Raw genomic sequence first — 19,700 nt, forward strand, 5'->3', positions numbered from 1 at the left:
GCTTGAACTTAACTATGAATGCGCTCTCTGAGTTTTTGGAATAACCAACTAAGCCCTACCAGCGACAACCCTAAACCAATGAAGGACAATGCTTTTAGAAGTCCCGTTAAATTTGCCATATCTATTAAAAACACCTTAACAATTACAGCGCCAAGAATACCTAAACCAACATTTTGCAGTAACCGTTGCTGCTTTAAATGCCCGGCTATCACTACCAGCGCGCCGAGTAATAACCAAATAACCGAATAGCTATATAGCTCGGCGTCACTGGTTGCTTTATCAAGATAAATGAAGCCACCTTGCCAATATTGACGGATCAAGCTGTTGATAGCTAACAGGGCTAATAAACCAGACACACCGAGTGTAATTTGACTCAATTTAGCATTTAACGGTTTAACTAAACTCGCTAACCATAACGCCAGCAGGCTCGGGACCAACCAAATTAAAAGTATCCAGTTAAATATTGGTGTTTCACCAACATAAAGACGCATTAATAACGGATTATCATCCAACGTTGTATTGATTAACAACAAGCCAGCTAACGCTGATAAAATAAAACCTGCAGTGCGATATAGCTTGCCCAGCTGCCCTGCACTTTGCGCGCGATATAAATAAACGCAGCCTAAAGCAAGCAAGTTACAACTGAGCAAAACTTGCTCATAAAAACTTAAAGAAAACAGCTGAGGGTAGTGCCCTACCAGTTGATAACTGGTTTCGGTTGTCACAAATAACGCTAAACAATGCAGTGCTGCTCCTTCAAGCCATATTTTTAGTTTTGAAGTATTAAAACATTTAGCCGCTGCAAAAAATAACCCAATACACAGCGGGTAAACAACTAAACTCCAATGCAAACCAAATATGCTTAGCTCATCATAACTAGGCGTCCACGGCGATAAGGTAAGGCGTAAAAGTAATGCCGCCACAAGGGCTTTTATTGGCCAGTGTGGCATAGCCACATTGTATTTTTTTATCAGTAAGCTCAGCAGTAATACTTGAACAGCCAGAGCAATGGTAAGGCCACTATCACTCAGTAACATCGTAATTGCTAAGGTAATATTGGCGTTTGCCCCCACCCAATAACTAAAGCGCTGCCATAAGGTTGTATTATTTTGCGTAAATTTAATTAACACGGCACTCATTAAACATAGCAATACCGCCCAAAGAGGGTAAGCGGTTGCTAAAGCCGTGTTTGGGATCATCGCATACAAAGTGCCAACTAATGCAAACATGCTTAATGAAGCAAGCAAATGAAAAGCTAATCGTTTTGGGTATTTATTACCAAAATAGAGTCCATAGCCACTTAGCCCCAGAGCAAGTAATAAGCCTAGCCCGTATTCGTTTTTAAAAATGAATAACGCGTCATTAAAGGCATAAGTTTGTTTAGCACTGACCACTAATAACAGTGCAATTAATAAAGAGACAGCCTGCCATGCATCCCAACGGCTATTTTTTAGCACTAAAAATAGTAACAAAGCGATGCTTAATAACGCCACGATTTGCCATTGTAAATTAAACACACTCAACAGCATGGCAATCATTAAAGGAGCAATAAAGGCCAGTAACAAACCGTGGTCTGGAAATAAATTAACTAACCGTTTAAAGCTGTGCGGGCGTACTTCAAGGGTGTTAAAGCCCAAGCCTAAGCGTGCAATAGCGATTAATCCTAAAATACTTAACAACGCAAAAGCGCCTATTAACCACACTGTGTCGTAGTTAAATAGAGTGAGTCCAACCAAGTACCAGCCAATATGCCCTACCCATAGTAAATACCACAGCCAAATACGCTTTACTTTATGTGCCACAACTGCTGCGGCAACACTCACAAGGGCAACATAAATAAGCAAAGAAAATAACTGCCCACTGCCCGTATTTACCCAAATAGGAACACTGTAAGCGCCTATAATGCCTATTACAGCAAGTAAAGGGCCTAACTTTATTGCCATTACACTAGCACACACAGCAATAACTGCTAAGCCAATAAATGCCCACTCAGCACTTAGCATGCTAAAGCTGTTATAAGCTAAAAACATTAAGGCAAAACAAGTCATAAAGCCGCCACTGGCAAGGGCTGCAGGAATGTAATTATTAAAGCCTTCAAAAACGATGCGTTTATAATGTAAATAATACGCTGCTGCGATTAAGCCAATGCCAAATAATCCACCGGCACTGAGCCTCATTGCAGGTGAAAGTAGCCCAGCCTCTAAACTGTATTTTGCTAAAAACACGCCACCTAAAGCCAAAGCAATAGCACCAATCCAGGTCATCCAATTTTTCTCGAAGCCTGCACGTAATTGTTTAAAAAGCAGTTCAATACTCGATGGTTTTTTAGTTATCGTTTTACGAGGTGGTGGAGGTTTAATGCTTACTGGTTTATTAACAGCAGCAGGAATATCTGAGCGGTTTAGAGGTATTGCGTTATCTACTTGAGGGTCAGCGGAGGATTTTTCATTTTTTGCTACATTTTGATTTGACTCAAACTGTAATAGTTTTAGTTTTAATACTGCAACCTCTTGTTTAAGGGTGTTCAATTGCACTAAGGCCACTAATCCACAAATAGCCCCTGCAACAATCGCAATAGATACAATAATTGCTAATCCGATTAACTCATCCATACAGTCCCTTTTTTACCTCGCAACAGAAGTCCCCAAAAATAGCACAAGCGAAATCTATTTTATAAAATTACTATGTTTAAGCAACCTCAAGGCGATCACGGCCTGCTTTTTTAGCTCGGTATAATGCCTGATCTGCACGTTTCATTACATTTTCAAAGCTCTGATCGCTACTACGGTGCGCAATACCGATACTAACCGTTAAAGAACGCTGATTTTGTACTGTAATAGTACGAGCAGTTTCTAGAATAGTCTGCGCAAAGTTAAGCACTTCATCAAGCTCATAACTAGGTAAGTAAGCGGCGAACTCCTCACCGCCTATGCGAGCAAAAATATTTTCATTTTTAAAAAGATGATTCACTTTATCTGCGAACTGTTTAAGCACCTGATCGCCCACATCATGGCCAAAATCGTCATTAATACGTTTGAAATGATCAAGATCTATGATTAAAACAGTGTAAGGATTATTAACAACCTCCTTCACATGCTGATAAAAACAGCGTCGGTTATACACTTTAGTTAAATCATCTATGATAAATTCTTGCGCTAACCGAGTGTGCATTCGCTGCATAAAGTGCATGGTTTTAAATAAACCATAAACAGTAATTAACATACCCAATGTGCGACATAAATCCTCTACGTAATTGCTTATCCAAAGAGGCTGATGTATTACTTCATCAAGCACATCGGCAGTAGATGCTACAATCCATAACATTAAACCGATACTGACATACACGTAGGCTTTTTTAGCTAATTGTGAACATTGCACCATAAAGAAAATTGTAAAAATAACCACTAAGTTAATAAAGTCAGTGGTAAAGCCGTAAAGATTTTGCTTGAAATCCAATAAAGGAAAGCGCATTAACGAAAAAATTGAAAAGCCAATAATAAATGCCAGCATAGCTAAAATTAACAGTTTGTTTAATCTGGTAATTTTTACAAAGCGGCTGAGCTTAAGGCTCACTTTTTCCGGATTCATCATAGGCTGTATTTAAACTTATTATTGTTGCTAAAAACTATACCATAAACTAAAACTGATTAATTTAAATTAATGTGCTAACACCCCAGCCAATCGCAACTAAAATAGTTAACCCAATCATGGTCTTAGTTTTGTGCTTGCTGATAATACGCTCAGCTTGATTGCCCGCATAATACACCACGATTGCCAAGCCGAAATAACGTATAGAGCGAGCAATAGCGCTTGCTAATAAAAACAGCGCCAGCGAATACTTAGTTGCGCCAGCGGCCAGCATCGCAATTTGAAACGGAATAGGCACGATACCTAGGCTTAACACAAACCAAAATCCTTGTGCCTGCATTTTTTGTTTTACGTTTTCAAACTGCTCAGGGCTTGAGAATGTGTTGATAACCCAATCGCCAATGATATCAAATAAGTAATAGCCTAAAGCATAGCCAAATAACGCACCTACAATACAGCCTAGTGTTGCCATTAGGGCAATTTGCCAAAGCTTTTCCCGTCGTGCTTGCATAAGTGGTACCAGCACTGCCTCGAGTGGAATGGGAACTATGGTGGATTCTAAAAATGAGGCAATAGTAATCCCACCCAGCATATTTTTAGACTCAATAAACTGACGTGTTTTTTGCTTGAGCTTTTTTTGTATAGCCATAAACGTCCTGTTAGCAATTAGGTAAGTGACTAAATCATCTCATAATAAGGTTAATGCTACCTGAAGAAATACAGTCAACATAGTAATCATTATAAGACTGCTTTATTATCTTTATATACCATTATACTTTTAAAATTTTCACAATATGCAAACTGCCCGCTACATTCCCTTTAGAAAACACGACATCATTACAATGTGCGCCAAAGAGCTTAATAAAGACCAACAAACTTCTTTTAAGCAGCTTTGTGAACTTTTAGCCAGCTTAATTCACTTTCATTACCATGGCACACTTGAGTCATTAAAAAATAATTACGCGCCTTTTGATCCAAATAGCGATACTCGTTTGATAAACAGCGTGACTGATGAACAAAAAGCGCAGTGCCAACGTGATTTTGCTAAAGATTTTGCCAAAGTTCTAAACGCGGCTAATTTTGAAGTGATCACCCATCAAGACCTACAAGATGCACTAAACGAAGAATCACTATTTAAAGTGCGCCTTGAGGTAGAGTTTGAGGATTTTGAAGAAGTGGTTTTTTATCGCCGTGGCGAGTCGCAACTCACCGAAACCATAACCAGTTTTTGGGGGTTACGTAAAAAGCCACTGCATTTTACCAACTACGATCGCGTAGCAGTATTTATCCGTTTTAAAGACAAATCCTATTTTGAATCAAAAAATAAACTACCTATGGGGTTTGAGCCCAGCTCAACCATAGTAAAACTATTTCAAAATGTGCCAAAAGCTGACTTAGAAATGCTATTTCCTAATAGCGAAGTACGCATGCGCCCTATTGATAAAGTGATTATTGGCTCATCGGCACTTATTGGCGGTGCGGTAGTATTAGTTACCAAACTGGGCGCCTCATTACTTTTACTGTTTGCTTTGTTTACATTTTGGGGAGGGTTTAGTGATAAAGCCGTTACCATGACTCAGCAGCACTTTATTACGTTAGCCATTGGTATTGGAGTATTTGGCAGTTTTGTGTTTAAAGAGTGGAGTAAATTTAAAAACCGTAAAATTAAATTTATGAAAGCACTGAGCGATAATCTTTACTTTAAAAACCTTGATAACAACGCCGGTGTTTTTCATACCCTTATAGACGCCGCCGAAGAAGAAGACATAAAAGAAGCTCTGCTTGCCTATACATTTTTACTAAAATCAGAAAGTGGCTTAAGCGCACAAATGCTTGATGAGCAGATAGAGACGTGGTTTAAAACAAAGTATAAATGCGAGCTAGATTTTGAAATTAGCGATGCGCTTGAAAAGCTTAAACGCATGCATTTAGTAACTTGCACAAACACCCTATATAACGCGATAAATCTAGAGCACGCAAAAGCCATATTAGATGAGCGCTGGGATAACCTATTTCAATATAACTAAGCAACTCCTTACTTAACAAAAAAGCAGCTGACACTTCAGCTGCTTTTTACGTTATTACCTAATTTAGGCTGTTTGCTGCTTTTCAAATTTTGCATGCACTAATTTATAAAGTGCTGGTAAAATTAACAACGTGAGCAAAGTGGATGACATAATTCCACCTACCACCACGGTTGCCAAAGGCCGTTGTATTTCAGCGCCGGTACCGGTATTTAGCGCCATAGGAATAAACCCTAAACTAGCCACAAGCGCGGTCATTAGCACTGGGCGTAATCGCTGTAATGCCCCGCTATGTATTGCATGGTATAAGCTTAATCCCTCATTTCGTAACTGCTTAATAAACGACAGCATCACCACACCGTTTAATACCGCAACCCCACTTAGAGCAATAAATCCCACACCCGCTGAAATAGAAAGCGGCATATCTCGTAGCAATAATGCTAATACCCCACCGGTTAGTGCCAGTGGTACGCCACTGAATATAATCAGTGAATCACGCAGCGAGCCAAAGGCACTATAAAGTAAGCCAAAAATAAGCAATAAAGTCACAGGCACTACCAACGACAAACGCTTACTCGCCGATTGTAATTGCTCAAACGTACCGCCGTATTCAAGCCAATAACCACTGGGTAGGTTAAGTTGTGCGTTCATAGTCGCTTGGGCATCGCTTACAAAGCTGGCTAAATCGCGTCCTGTTACATTCGCTGTTATTACCACATTGCGCTTGCCGCTTTCGCGATTTATTTGATTAGGGCCTTTTTCAATACTGATTGTAGCCACTTCTCCAAGCGGTACAAATGCAAGCTCAGGGTTACTACTTTTAGGTAACGCAATAGGTAAACGCGCAAGCGCAGAGACATCATCAGACCAACGCTTATCTAAGCGTACTAATAACGAAAAGCGCTTATCACCCTCATAAATTAGCCCTGTTTGCACCCCACCAACAGCAGCGGCAAGGGTTTGTTGAATGTCGTTTACGGTTAATCCTAATAGCGCCATATGGTCTCGCATTGGGGTAACAGAAAGTGTGGGCAAGCCCTCCATTTGCTCTAAACGAACATCAGTAGCACCGGTAATATTTCGCATTAAACCAGTGGCTTTTTCGCCAAACTGTTTAAGTATGGCTAAATCGTCACCGTAAATACGCAGCGCTACATCGGCACGCACACCGGCAATTAACTCATTAAAGCGCATTTCTATAGGCTGGGTAAATTCATAGTTATTACCCGGTACCTCATTCACACGATGACGAATTTGCTGCACTAACGCGTCTTTACTTAGTGACGGATCAGGCCATTGCTCACGCGGCTTTAACATTAAAAAAGTGTCGGCAACGTTAGGTGGCATAGGATCGCTGGCGACATCTGCTGTGCCAATCTTTGAAAATACGTTCGCAATTTCAGGCTGCTCTAATAAAGCCTGCTCCAACTGCTTTTGCATTTGCACCGATTGTTCAATACCGGTGCCAGTAATACGCAACGCATGCATTGCAATGTCACCTTCATCTAGCTGCGGTAAGAATTCGGCGCCCATATTTTTAACTTTAAAGCCAAGCACTAATACCAAAACAGTGGCAATACTCACCATCAGCCACGGTAATTTAAGCGATAAGTTAAGCAGTGGCTTGTAGATTTTTTTAACGCCACGCATTACTGCGTTTTCGCTTTCATCTACTTTACCACGCACAAATACGGCAATAGCCGCTGGCACAAAGGTGACAGCAAAAATAAGTGCACCTATTAACGCGGCAACCACGGTAAACGCCATAGGCTGAAACATTTTGCCCTCAACACCACTGAGCGCAAATAGCGGTAAATACACCAACATAATAATTAAAATACCAAATACTGCGGGGCTAAACACTTCTTTGGTGGCTGAAGTTACAACCTCTAAACGCTCACTGAGCGTAAGTAAGCGGCCATGTTTATGTTGAGCCATCCCTAATTGACGAAGGCAGTTTTCAACCACAATCACCGCGCCATCAACAATTAATCCAAAATCGATTGCACCTAAGCTCATTAAGTTACCCGAGACTCGATTGCCCACCATGCCTGTAATAGCAAATAGCATACTCAGCGGAATAACCATGGCGGTAATAAGCGCACCAGTGATATTCCCAAGCAATAACAACAGAATGACGATAACCAATACCGCACCTTCAAACAGGTTTTTTTGTACTGTGGCGATGGTTTTATCAACCAGATTGGTGCGGTCATAAACAGGCTCAATAATAACCCCTGCAGGTAAACTTTTTTGTACTTGTATAAGCTTATCAGCCATGGCTTTGGCAACCACACGGCTATTTTCACCAATTAGCATCATCGCCGTGCCTAATACGGTTTCCTCGCCATTATAGGTAGCCGCGCCAGTTCTGAGCTCTTTTCCTAAGTATACATTTGCCACGTCCTTAATTCGCACAGGAGCATCATCACGCTTAGCAATAACGGTGTTTGCTATATCCGCTAATGTTTTTAATTGCCCAGGGGAGCGCACTAAATATTGGCCGTCAAAGCGCTCTATATAACCGGCTCCGCGATTGCTGTTATTAAGCTCAAGTGCACTGATAACATCGTTGATTGTTAGCTTATAAGCGATGAGCTTTTCTGGTATGGGCGCAACTTGGTACTGGCGCTCAAAGCCACCTTGGCTGTTTATTTCGGTTACGCCTTTTACTTTTAAAAGCTGCGGACGAATAACCCAGTCTTGTAAAGTACGTAAATCTTCGGCGCTGTAAGGCATACCATCACTTTTTAACGCATTGGGTTTTGCATGCACGCTATAGGTAAATATTTCACCTAAACCACTGGCAATAGGTCCAAGGTTTGGCTCAACATTATTAGGTAAATCGGCGCGAATACTTTGAATACGCTCTCCAATTTGTTGACGCGCCCAATAAATATCGGTGCCTTCATCAAAAATAATGGTTACTTGAGAAAGCCCATAGCGAGAAAGCGAACGGGTATAATCAAGCTTAGGAATACCCGCCATCGCTGTTTCGACTAAGTAAGTGATACGCTGCTCAACTTCAAGCGGCGTAAAACCAGGCGCTTTAGAGTTAATTTGCACTTGTACATTGGTAATATCGGGTACAGCATCTACCGCTAAGTTTTGGATGTTATACACACCAAACCCAGCAAATAAAAATGTCAGTGCCAGTACCATCATGCGGCGTTTAACCGCAAAAGAAACAATCCAGTTAATCATGGTACCTCCTAGTGAGCGTGACTTGCGCCGCTTTTTAAAATATCGGCTTTGATCACATAGCTATTGGTTGTGACGTACTCGCTACCTGGGCTTAAACCCGCAATGACTTCTACCCACTCGCTACTTTTTGCGCCTAAAGTAACAGGGCGCACTTCAAACACACTATCTTTACGCACAAACACACTCGCCATACCGTTAAACTCCTGAATAGCCTCAGGCTTTACACGCACGTTAGCATTAACCTTATCGATACTGACATCACTATTAACATGCATACCTGGACGCCAATGACCATCAGGGTTATTAAGCTCAATACGAGCACGTGCAATATGCCCGCCAGTCATCATAGGTGCTATAAAAAACACCTTACCTTGGGCATTTAAATGATGATGTAAATCGTACACGACAGCGCTTTGACCAATGGCTAGGTTTTCAATATTTTCAGGAAAGGCTGAGAGCTCAACCCATACTTTATCAAGGTTCACGACTTGCATTAGCGCACGAGTACTTGCCAGTTCGCCACGCTTTAAATATTGTTCGGTTACCACACCGCTAATAGGGCTTTTAATGCTGTAGTTTTGCAAAGTTTCGCGATTGGTGACGCTGGCCAGTACATCGCCTTTTTGAACGTTTTGACCAATACTGACAAAAATATCGCTGATCAATCCGGTATATGGCGCCATAATTTCTACTGTGCCATGCTGTGTAGGTGTAATAACACCGAACAGCGTGTCGGAAATATCAACCTCGCCGCTTTGTGCTATCTCCGTTTTAATGCCCGCGCCTTTAATTGCTCGCTCGCTCAGCACAGTTTGGCCTTCGTGCTGAGAGTACTCAAAGCTGACGCGTTCACCTTTATAATTAGCAGTAATTAAAAGCTCAAACGAATGTGGCTCATTTATAGGTTGCGTGCTAACAAGGTACTCATTCTCACGGGTAAACTGTATTTTTTGCGGCGTTTCTACTAAGCGTTTTAAGTTTATTTCTATACTTAAATCGTTCACATCTACCGGCTGTTTTTGCTCATAACCATATACGCGCAGCTCAACTTTACCTGCCAATTCTTGCAGCTTTAACTCAAGAGTGAGCTTTTCGTTGGTTAATAAAAAGCCGCCGTGTGGACCTTGTTTTTGGGTTTGCTCTGTTTGGTCATGCTCTGCTGAGGCAAATACATATGTGCTTGTTAAGCTAGCTACAAACGAGAGAAATACTAATAATGCGATAAAAGTGTTGTTCATGATTGAAAAGTCTCAGTTAAAGATTGGCCAGTTAAACGCTCAAGTGCGAGATGGGTCTGATATAACGCTGCATATGTATTAATCAACGCGCGTTTAGAGTCAAAAAGGGCTTGTTGAGCATCGAGCAATTGCAACACCGAAATTTGTCCGCGTTGATAGCTTTTTAAACTTTGCTCAATGAGTGTTTGGGCTTGGGGAATAACTTGCCCAGATAACAACTGTGCCTGTAACATCTTACCTTGGTAATAGGCATACAAAGTACGAACTTGCTGACGTAATTGAACCCGTAACTGTCCTTGCTGCTCACGTAACAATGCTAACTGACTGTTAGCTGCTTCAATATTACCGCTATTTGAGTTACTCAATTGCAATGGCATTGAAAACGAAAACAGCAACGAACTGGTATTGTTTTGCTGGTTGTAGCTCACGCCTGCACCTATATTAATATCGCTTTGCCCATTGGCTTTTTGCAGCGCTAAGTTGGCCGCTTGTTGTAAGTATTGCTGCTGTAACATTGCAAAATCAGGCGCTTGGTTAACCGCATCAAGTAACCCTTGCTCAGATTTAAGCGTTATTAATGTATTAATATTTCCCGCTAAATCCGTGTAATCATGTTGCTCACTCCATAGCTCATTGAGCGATAAACGCGCTCGCTCAAATTCACTATTTAGCTTAGCTTTATCAAGCTCAACTTGGCTAAGCGCATAACGCATGCGGGTTACATCTGCTTGCGATACAGCGCCAGCATCAGCTCGCTGCTTTATTGCTTTAAGTGCTTGGCTTACAACCTGATGCCGCTCGCTATTTAGAGAAAGTAAAGTTTGAAATTTAAGCGCCTCGTAATACCGCTCACCAGTGGTTGCCAATAAGGCTAAACGAGTATTTTGATATTGTATTGCTTGGGCTTTAATGTTTGCCGTAGCGTAATTTATGCGGCTTTGGCGTTTATTCCCAAGCTCTATAAGCTGGCTAAATGCCAAGGTTATTTCAGCACCTTGCACACCACGTGCATCGTTTGTCCCCAGCAGATTTTCAGCTTCTATATTTAAGATAGGGTTAGGCGAAAGTGCAGCTTGAGATTTAAGCGCGCTGAGTATTTTTTGATGATAAGGGTAGCGTTTTAATAGCGGATTTTGTTGCTCGGTATTTATCAACGCTTGTTTTAGAGTTAGTGTTTTAACATTTGCAAACGCACTAAAAGCAGGCAGCGTGCACAGCATCACCACCAGCATAATTGGTTTTTTATTCATATAGCTTGTCCGTTTTTAATCAACAGAGTTCACTTGCAAACCATTTACAACCTACGCAAAAAATAGCGACAGTGTAAAATGCTCAGCAATCTAAAAATGCCTATAACAGCCCATTAAACGCTTACACGTAGGCAGCTAAAAGCACAATAATCAATTGAAATTAAATTAAAAACTAGCTAAATAAATTCGGTGGCGGTACGTCTGGTGGATAATGTAAGCCGTGATAGCATGTCGCTAAAGTTGGTTTACTTTTCTCGGGAGTTATTGAGTGATTTGAGCTGTGGCTATAGCCACTGTGGCAATGCTGGTGGGCATGTATTTCTGTTGTTGGGGCATTATCGCTATCATCAGCAGATGAACCTAGTTGCGATAATGAGCTATTTACGTGGTCAACGTCTTCTTGTAAATGGTACGCGGCGCCGTCACAGCTTATAAAGCTATGCACAAGCACAAGTAACATTACAATTAAAAAACGATTTGAACGCACAGTTAAACGAGTTCCCTATTGAAACACACGATTAGATAAGCTCATTACTCATCTATATATTATTTTCTTCAATACTGTACCTGAAAACATCAAAAAAAGTAATGCAGCAAAATAAAATTTTATTTCATTCAATCTTATTTTGCTGCAAAAAGCCGCTAGCAAATGTTAACGGTCGAGATTAATCATTATTAAGCAACCGCTTGTTCTAAAATTTCACGGCTTTCTTTTAACGTAATAGCTTGGTTTTCTCCAAGGGCAACCATGCCATGCGCTTCAAGCTTGCCAATAATATTATCAATGGCAGCCGCTTTGTCATCACCATGCTCAGTAAGCTCAGTTGCTACGTCAAGGCTATGGTAAAACGCTTCAATCGCTTGAATTGTTTGCTCTGCTAAATCGTCTGTTTGTGCAAGACCAAATACGTTTTTGCCCATTTGTTCTAGTTTTGCTTTTTTAACTGCAAATTGATTTCGCAGTAAAGAAGGCTGAACAATAGCCAGTGAACGGGCATGATCAACGCCGTAAGCAGCTGTAAGCTCATGGCCAATCATGTGGGTTGCCCAATCTTGTGATACGCCAGAACCAATTAAGCCGTTAAGTGCTTGGTTTGCGGCCCACATAAGGTTTGCACGCCATGCATCGTCTTGGTTTTCAAAGTTATCACCCAATGTTTTAAGCGCTTTTAACAGTGCCTCTGCATAACCTTCTTGAACAAGTGCACCTTCTGGGAATGTTAGGTACTGCTCACACGTATGTACCCATGCATCTACTAAACCATTTACAAGCTGGCGCTGCGGTAATGTTTTCATTACATCAGGGTCCATAATGGCAAATTTTGGTAATACTTCTGGAGATGCAAACGGTAGTTTTTGCTTCGTTGCTTCTTTGCTTACTACTGAATTTTGATTAGACTCAGAACCGGTTGCAGGCAATGTAAGTACCGCACCAATAGGTAATGCGCTGGTAATTGTATGCTTACCTGTAGGGATATCCCAACCTTCGCCATCATATACAGCAGATGCTGCAATGTATTTAACGCCGTCAATTACAGAGCCGCCGCCTACACCTAAAACGAAATCGATATCTTGTTCTTTACAAATTTTTACTGCTTGGTCTAGCACTTCAATTGTTGGGTTGGCACCTACGCCCGAAAACTCTACCCAATCAAAACCTTCAAGTGCTGCTGCAACTTCATCGTATACGCCGTTCTTTTTAATAGAACCGCCACCGTACACAACTAATACTTTTTGATCTTTTGCGATCAAATCAGTAAGTGCGGCAATTTGTTGCTGACCAAATTGAATTAAAGTGGGATTTACGTAGCTAAATTTCATTATTTTGCTCCTAAAGGGGACGGTTAATTACTAAGCACCTTATCAATTCTTAAATAAATAAAGTGTTGATAGATGCATAATAATGGCATAGCGCATATATAAAAAGCCTAATAACTGCCAAAAGCTTGCCTAAAACTATCAGTGTTGTTATTTTACGCCAAATACCGTTAATTTAAGCCGCCCTTATGACGACCATCGCCACTTTGTTACAACAATACGCAGAGCATAATAAGTTGCTCAGCTTTGAAGGTACCATGGAAACAATTATTCCAGGGGTGTACTTTCATCGCGCCACCAAAAGCTCAGCGCGTCAGCCTCTTATTTATAATTCAGGTATTATTATTGTTGGCCAAGGACATAAAGTTATTCACTTTCCTGAGCATCAAATACAGTATGGTGCAGGCGATTATTTAGTACTGGGAGTGCCCGTACCACTAGAATGTGAAGCGTTTACTGATAACGATTTACCAGTAATGGGTATAGCAATTGATATAAACCCAGCCATGCTGCACAAACTGGTTAACCAAATGATGCAACATAATCCTATTTTAACTCCTTTAACACAAAGCGGAGCCGTCCAAAGTGCCGCTTTAGATATGGCCATGGAGCAAGTCACTCATCGACTGTTAACAGTGTTAAACAATCCACTTGAGGCTGAGGTATTTGGTGGCGATATAGTTAAAGAATTAGTATATAGGGTGCTGTGTGGCCCTCAAGGGCATACCTTAATTGGGCTTGCAATGCATGATGGCCATTACGCGCGCATAGCGCGTACTTTATCAACATTACACAGCGATTACGCAAACCCTATTACCGTAGAGCACTTAGCTGAAGAAGTTAATATGAGTGTGTCATCTTTTCATCGTGCGTTTAAACAAGTTACGTTTGAATCCCCTTTGCAGTATTTAAAAAAAGTACGCTTAGCAAAAGCAAAAGAATTAATAATCACCTCTGGCAGTAAAGCTAACGAGGCCGCATTTAAAGTAGGCTATACTAGTGCGTCACAATTTAGCCGTGAGTTTAAACGACACTTCAATAAAACCCCCAGTGAAATACATGTGTGATTAAAAGTAACCCATTTTTGCACTAAGTCATTATTTAAATACTTAATTACTAGTAAAGCCTACCTGCTTTGTTAGTATGGTTTAGAGTATTCATCCTTTTAGTAGCAATGAATTTTACGATAAAGACAAGAGGTTTTTGAGCATGTTAAGCGCACTGATGATTAGATTTAGCATTTTTATATGCGCTTGTACTATGCTGTTTAGTAGCGTTACTTATGCGCAAGAGCATTGCCAGCTCAATGAAAGAGCAACAAACACATCGGTGTCTTTATCCAAAGAAGTTGTCTCAAATATTAAGCTTAAAAACGGTATTAATCATCTCGAATTAAGCTGTAACTTAAAGCAAGGTGGGGTATTTTCTTTTACTCGCCCTGCACTTACAGACTTTTCGTGGCAGCAAAATTCAGTATATAAAACACCTTTAAAAACCAATCAGATGGCAATTTTAATGGACCAAGGCGTTTTTACTGCACAGCTTACAGTTACTACCTCAGCAGCTTATACCCCACGCTTTAAGTGGTCAGATACACAACCGTTTGTCGAAAAAATACAACGCTATAACCTTATTTTTGGCATTTTTTATGGTCTTTGCGCCACACTTATTTTTTATGCATTAATTATAGGACACGGCATAAAAGACCCTCTTTTTAAACTGTATGGCATTTATATTTTTTGTATCGCTAGTTTTATATTCTTTCAAGAAGGACAGCCTTATTTATTTACACAGCAGTACTACTCTGTGTACGTAAGTCATCTTTACACGTTAAGTATTGGTTTAACTATAGTCAGTGCCACATGGTTTATGAGTGCACTATTAGAGCTACCTAGATACTTTCCAAAGTTAAGCAATACATTAAAAGTTACCGCCTTATGCGTACTGACTTTGTGCTTACAAAAAATAGCGCTCGATCTGCCACTCATAACCAATATTACCTCTGCAGTAACCGGCTATTTATCATTATTTATTGTCATGACTATTTTTATCCTCAGCGCGATACAAACAAAGTACGGTGTCAATGAAGCAAACTTGGTATTTATAGCACTGGCAAGTGTGTTTATTAGTATGACTTTTAGAGTACTACTAACCGATTATAGTCCGTTCATTCAACGCTATGGGTTTGTTATTGCGTTTACAATTGAATCTTTATTACTAGCTATTGCCGTCGGTAGACGAATTCAAAGATTGAGTTATGCAAAAAAACAGGCTGAACGACACGCTAACTTTGATCACTTGTGCCATATATACAATCGTCGTGGGTGGAGCTTAAAAGCAAACGACTTATTGGCAGAGCACAAGCAACGTGGAGGCGTTTTGTGTTTTTTATACATAGATCTAGACCGTTTTAAAGCAATTAATGATACCTATGGCCATGATGTAGGCGACAAAGTACTGTGCAAAGTTGCAGAGTCACTTGGTCAACACATGCGCAGTGAAGATGCTGTTGGCCGCTTAGGAGGCGATGAATTTGTAGCCATGGCATTATTTAATAGCAACGAAAAAATTAACCAGCGAGTTAACACCCTAGAACAACAATTAAACCAGTTAACTATAGAGCATCAGGGCCATACCATTTCCATTTACGCCAGTGTTGGGCAAACTAGCTATACTCAGCCACCTGATAACTTAGACACAGTTTTAAAAGCGGGTGATGAAGCGATGTATAAACAGAAATTGCAAAGAAAGGCAAAGCAGGCTGAAAAAATGGTAGGAACCGCAATTTAAAGGCAAAAAACATGAGCTAGTCAGTAAGACTAGCTCAGCTATAATAGCTAGCTTAATCCTTTTTAAACAGTACCTCAGGATTAACCATGGTTTTCATTTCAAGCACGTTACCGTTGGGATCTTCAATAAAAAAGGTTTCTTGCTCAAACTCATCACCAACAAAACGACGGTAAGGTTTATCTAAATATTCAAGGCCGGCATCAGCAATGCGTTGCTTAAGTCCTTGAAACTCACTTTCTGATAAATGAATACCGAAGTGTGGTACAGCCACTGCGCCCATATCAACGTCGTGACGTACCGTAGGTAAACGCTCAACGCTTTGATGCAGAGTTAACTCGTTGCCCCAAAAATCAATGTCTACCCATCGTCCTGCTTCACTATTGCCGGTTTTACAGCCGAGTACGTCACAGTAAAACGTTTTCGCTTTTTCAAGATCGCCAGCGGGGATAGCCAGATGTAAACAGTTAGACATAAATTACCTTAGGTTATAACTTTTAATATATGAAATATGCCGCATTATACATAATTTGCAATTTATAGAACATCAACACTGTTATTTTTAGTCATTCATTGCATATCGATAATTTTCAACAATAATTCATCTTTTAACAATGGTGTATCGATTTTAGTCTTAAATCACAGTTTTTAACTATTAAAGCTAAAACTGATACATTATGATGTGCGCGCCATGACTAAATTCATACTTTTAAAATTCATTACCTTTTTTATCGGCTGCCTATCGTGTTTTGTAATGCATACCACATTCGCATTGCCTATTGTTGTATCTGCCGGTTTAACGGGGCTTATCGGTTCATTTATTCCATTCCCTGACGATTACAAAAACCATCCCTATTCAGCTATTTATGCAGGCAGTTTTGCCGGTATGTGCTCCACTAGTTTAATAACTGAATACTGGGAAATTGCGGCTATTTCTGCCATTGGGGCTGTTTTGTACACACTCACGATTAACATATTTGCAGGGTTTGGTGGACGATTAGGTAGCATTGCATTTGCTAGTGTCGCCTTATTTGTTTTAGCCAAGGAGTTAATAATATGACGCTTATTTATCCGCTGCTTGCTTTGTTAGGGGCGTTTTTAACCTTTTACTTGGCTAAACATAATCGCTTTGATGGGATCCGAGCCTCTGCAGCTCTATCGATTATTGCCTATTTGATTTTTGCGCAGCTGAGCCTTAACGCTGAGCTATATAGCATCGTCTTTTTTGGCGGCACATTTATTGGAATGAGTGCTCCCCACCGTTTTGGTGTGTATACGCTTGCCAGTTCAGCAATTATATTTTCACTGTTTTTTGCCTATCTAGTGCCTATTCTTGATGGTTTTGGTGGCGCTTTGGGAATTAGTGCATTTCTATCTGTGTGTATTTGCCATGTATTTATTTTACTTGGCGCACCACGCAGTAAAAAAACTAAAATTTAAACGTTTTCTTGAATAAAAATTCAATAAAATCTTACACCTATTAAATTGTATAAAAATAACCCATGTTTTTTTGATCAACACTGTTAATAGCTTCGTAGTATTCACAAAGCTGTAACACTGTAACATTCGATTAAAGGAACAATTATGAATAAAGTATTTAAGCTCGGTGCTATCATACTTCCCTTGTTACTTATTCAAGGCTGTAGTAGTGATGACGATAACAACGCTCCAGTAACTGTAGACCCACAACCTGCCGTCTCAATCTTTGACGCCGCACAGGACTCTGAAGAGTTCACCACTCTTGTTGCAGCACTAGAAGCAACCGGTCTAGATGAAACTCTCGATGATTTAACTACCAGCTATACTGTATTTGCCCCTACCGATGATGCATTCGCATTATTAGGCGAAGAGACCATTAATAGCTTATTAGCTGATACAGACACCCTAAGTTCTATTTTAACTTACCATGTGATCGCTGGCAGAGTAGACGCGCAAACAGCTATTGGCTTAGCGGGCAGCACTGTAGAGACTGTTAACGGGCAAAACATTGCTTTATCTTTAAATGGTGAGAATTTATTAGTAAATACCAGCACAGTAACAATGACCGACATTGTGACCGACAACGGAATCATTCATGTTATTGACGCGGTGCTCACACCAAAAACAGTGCCAGAAACAGCACCAACTAATAATATCATTGAAACAGCTCAGCAAGCTGGCAATTTTAGTACATTACTTGCAGCTCTTGATGCTGCATCCCTTACTTCAGCACTAGCGGACGAATCATCAGAATTTACCGTATTCGCCCCTACGGATGCTGCATTCGAGGCAATTGGTAGCAACTTTTTAAACACGTTACTGGCTAACCCCACCGTTTTAGCCGATATTTTGAAGCAGCATGTACTTGTAGGATCAGTAGATTCTGTTACTGCAATGTCTCTTAACGGTCAATCAGCAGAAACGCTACTTGGCAATACCCTTCCAGTGGCGATAAACGCAGAAACAAACATGCTATCGTTTGGCGGAGCAAACATTGTAGTTAGAGATATTATGACCAATAACGGTGTCATTCATGTGATCGATTCGGTTATTATTTCTGATGTTACTTTACCTCAAAGTACCAATACAATTGCTGATATAGCGAGCGCTGATGGTAATTTTACGACACTTCTAGCTGCTTTAACGGCAACAGGGTTAGATACACTAGTTGCCGATCCAGATAATACTTTTAGTGTATTTGCACCTACAGACGCTGCATTTGCTGCGCTCGGACAGGATACAATTAATGCGCTACTAGCTGATACAGATACGCTTCGTGATATTTTGCTGTACCATGTTTTTTCTGACGCGACAGTTTTATCAGATGACGCAGTAGCCATTGCCAATAGCAACAGCAACAAGATAGAAATGGCCAATGGCGACATGGCTGCTATATCTCATGTAAATAGCTCACTATTTATCAATGACTCAGCAATTTCAGAGGCAAATGTAATCGCTAGTAACGGCGTGATTCATGTATTAAATAAAGTAATTATGCCACCGGCTGAAGTTGGTACCCCGACTAAAACAATTGCTACAGTGGCTACTGAAACACCTGCACTATCTACTTTAGTCACTGCACTACAAGCAGCATCACTAGTAGATACCTTTAACGACACCACTCAATCATTTACGGTATTTGCACCGACAAATGCTGCATTTAGCAAAATCCCTACCGCTGATTTAGAGGCTTTATTGGCTGACACGACTGCATTGACAGGTGTGCTAACTCAACATGTTTTAGGCGCTCAAGTGGGCAGTACTGATGCATTTGCAGCCAATGGTAAAACGGTGACCACGCTTGCCGATAACATGCTAAGCGTAAACGTTGTAGACTTTACCAGCACAGCAAACACAGCAACAGATAGCATTGCTTATGATTCAACTGATAGTCGTTTAGTAACGGGTATGGCTGATGCTATGCCAGGCAAAACAGTTTATGTGTTCGACAATGATTTAGGCGAGGCAATGAGCACGTGTGAAGCAGCTTGTGCAACAACGTGGCCACCGGTTCTTGGTACTGCAGCATCAATTGAAAATGTACCCGGTTTATCGTTAATTGCTCGCTCAGATGACAGCATGCAAGTCGCCTACCTTGGCCGCCCTTTATATACCTTCTCCGGTGATACGGCAGCAGGTCAGAATAATGGCCAAGCTGTGAACGATATTTGGTGGCAAGTAAGCTTACCAGCTACATCACTACAAGTAGCGGGTAGCAATGTAACAACCACTGATATTTATACCAGTAATGGCGTTGTTCACTTAATTGATACAGTGATCACAACGGCCAAATAAACTAAGTTTTACTGTGA

General features: G+C 40.6%; 15 protein-coding genes. 6 read left to right on the forward strand and 9 right to left on the reverse strand.

Annotated elements, in window-relative coordinates; all coding sequences use genetic code 11:
* Positions 1-8: 8 nt before the first annotated feature.
* The 3 genes from FLM47_RS12425 to FLM47_RS12435 all read right to left on the reverse strand — a co-directional run bounded on the left by FLM47_RS12425 (position 9) and on the right by FLM47_RS12435 (position 4,237).
* The gene (locus tag FLM47_RS12425) at positions 9-2,612 is read right to left on the reverse strand and encodes a DUF2339 domain-containing protein (protein WP_178956520.1); all 2,604 of its coding nucleotides are present in this window, start codon (positions 2,610-2,612) and stop codon (positions 9-11) included.
* Positions 2,613-2,688: 76 nt separating this feature from the next.
* A complete protein-coding gene (locus FLM47_RS12430) occupies positions 2,689-3,588 on the reverse strand; it encodes a GGDEF domain-containing protein (RefSeq protein ID WP_178956869.1) in 900 nt (299 codons plus the stop codon).
* 64 nt (positions 3,589-3,652) lie between these two features.
* Positions 3,653-4,237: a YqaA family protein gene (locus FLM47_RS12435; RefSeq protein ID WP_010387603.1), complete on the reverse strand. Its 585-nt coding sequence runs from the start codon at positions 4,235-4,237 to the stop codon at positions 3,653-3,655.
* Between the two features lie 145 nt (positions 4,238-4,382).
* Between FLM47_RS12435 and FLM47_RS12440 the strand changes: the two genes are divergently transcribed.
* Positions 4,383-5,615, forward strand: a complete 1,233-nt coding sequence (locus FLM47_RS12440) for a TMEM143 family protein (RefSeq protein ID WP_178956521.1) — start codon at positions 4,383-4,385, stop codon at positions 5,613-5,615.
* 63 nt (positions 5,616-5,678) lie between these two features.
* Here FLM47_RS12440 and FLM47_RS12445 read toward each other — a convergent pair whose 3' ends face one another.
* From FLM47_RS12445 to FLM47_RS12465, 5 genes are all read right to left on the reverse strand, one after another.
* A complete protein-coding gene (locus FLM47_RS12445) occupies positions 5,679-8,816 on the reverse strand; it encodes an efflux RND transporter permease subunit (RefSeq protein WP_178956522.1) in 3,138 nt (1,045 codons plus the stop codon).
* Between the two features lie 8 nt (positions 8,817-8,824).
* Positions 8,825-10,054 carry an efflux RND transporter periplasmic adaptor subunit gene (locus FLM47_RS12450; RefSeq protein WP_178956523.1) on the reverse strand — a complete coding sequence of 410 codons (1,230 nt, stop codon included), beginning with the start codon at positions 10,052-10,054 and terminating at the stop codon, positions 8,825-8,827.
* Positions 10,051-11,304, reverse strand: coding sequence for a TolC family protein (locus tag FLM47_RS12455; RefSeq protein ID WP_178956524.1), 1,254 nt, complete (start codon positions 11,302-11,304; stop codon positions 10,051-10,053). Before FLM47_RS12455 ends, FLM47_RS12450 begins: the two co-directional genes overlap by 4 nt.
* Before the next feature lie 172 nt (positions 11,305-11,476).
* Positions 11,477-11,791 carry a hypothetical protein gene (locus FLM47_RS12460; protein WP_138608676.1) on the reverse strand — a complete coding sequence of 105 codons (315 nt, stop codon included), beginning with the start codon at positions 11,789-11,791 and terminating at the stop codon, positions 11,477-11,479.
* Positions 11,792-11,979: 188 nt separating this feature from the next.
* Positions 11,980-13,125, reverse strand: coding sequence for an iron-containing alcohol dehydrogenase (locus FLM47_RS12465; protein ID WP_010387594.1), 1,146 nt, complete (start codon positions 13,123-13,125; stop codon positions 11,980-11,982).
* Between the two features lie 185 nt (positions 13,126-13,310).
* On the opposite strand from FLM47_RS12465, the gene FLM47_RS12470 reads away from it, so the two are divergent.
* Both FLM47_RS12470 and FLM47_RS12475 read left to right on the forward strand, forming a co-directional pair.
* Positions 13,311-14,189 (forward strand): AraC family transcriptional regulator, encoded by an 879-nt coding sequence (locus FLM47_RS12470; RefSeq protein ID WP_178956525.1) that lies wholly within the window; start codon positions 13,311-13,313, stop codon positions 14,187-14,189.
* 157 nt (positions 14,190-14,346) lie between these two features.
* Complete coding sequence (locus FLM47_RS12475) at positions 14,347-15,912, forward strand: diguanylate cyclase (RefSeq protein ID WP_256729570.1); 1,566 nt, start codon at positions 14,347-14,349, stop codon at positions 15,910-15,912.
* A gap of 52 nt (positions 15,913-15,964) precedes the next feature.
* Here the strand turns inward: FLM47_RS12475 and FLM47_RS12480 are convergent, their stop codons facing one another.
* On the reverse strand, positions 15,965-16,384 hold the full coding sequence (locus FLM47_RS12480; protein WP_138608683.1) for a VOC family protein: 420 nt from the start codon (positions 16,382-16,384) through the stop codon (positions 15,965-15,967).
* 216 nt (positions 16,385-16,600) lie between these two features.
* Here FLM47_RS12480 and FLM47_RS12485 point away from each other — a divergent pair, with 216 nt between their 5' ends.
* From FLM47_RS12485 to FLM47_RS12495, 3 genes are all read left to right on the forward strand, one after another.
* Complete coding sequence (locus FLM47_RS12485) at positions 16,601-16,969, forward strand: hypothetical protein (RefSeq protein ID WP_178956527.1); 369 nt, start codon at positions 16,601-16,603, stop codon at positions 16,967-16,969.
* Positions 16,966-17,349 (forward strand): hypothetical protein, encoded by a 384-nt coding sequence (locus tag FLM47_RS12490; protein ID WP_010387586.1) that lies wholly within the window; start codon positions 16,966-16,968, stop codon positions 17,347-17,349. Before FLM47_RS12485 ends, FLM47_RS12490 begins: the two co-directional genes overlap by 4 nt.
* 144 nt (positions 17,350-17,493) lie before the next feature.
* Positions 17,494-19,683, forward strand: coding sequence for a fasciclin domain-containing protein (locus FLM47_RS12495; protein ID WP_178956528.1), 2,190 nt, complete (start codon positions 17,494-17,496; stop codon positions 19,681-19,683).
* Positions 19,684-19,700: the final 17 nt, after the last annotated feature.

It is taken from the genome of Pseudoalteromonas sp. Scap06, assembly GCF_013394165.1.
GTDB lineage: Bacteria > Pseudomonadota > Gammaproteobacteria > Enterobacterales > Alteromonadaceae > Pseudoalteromonas.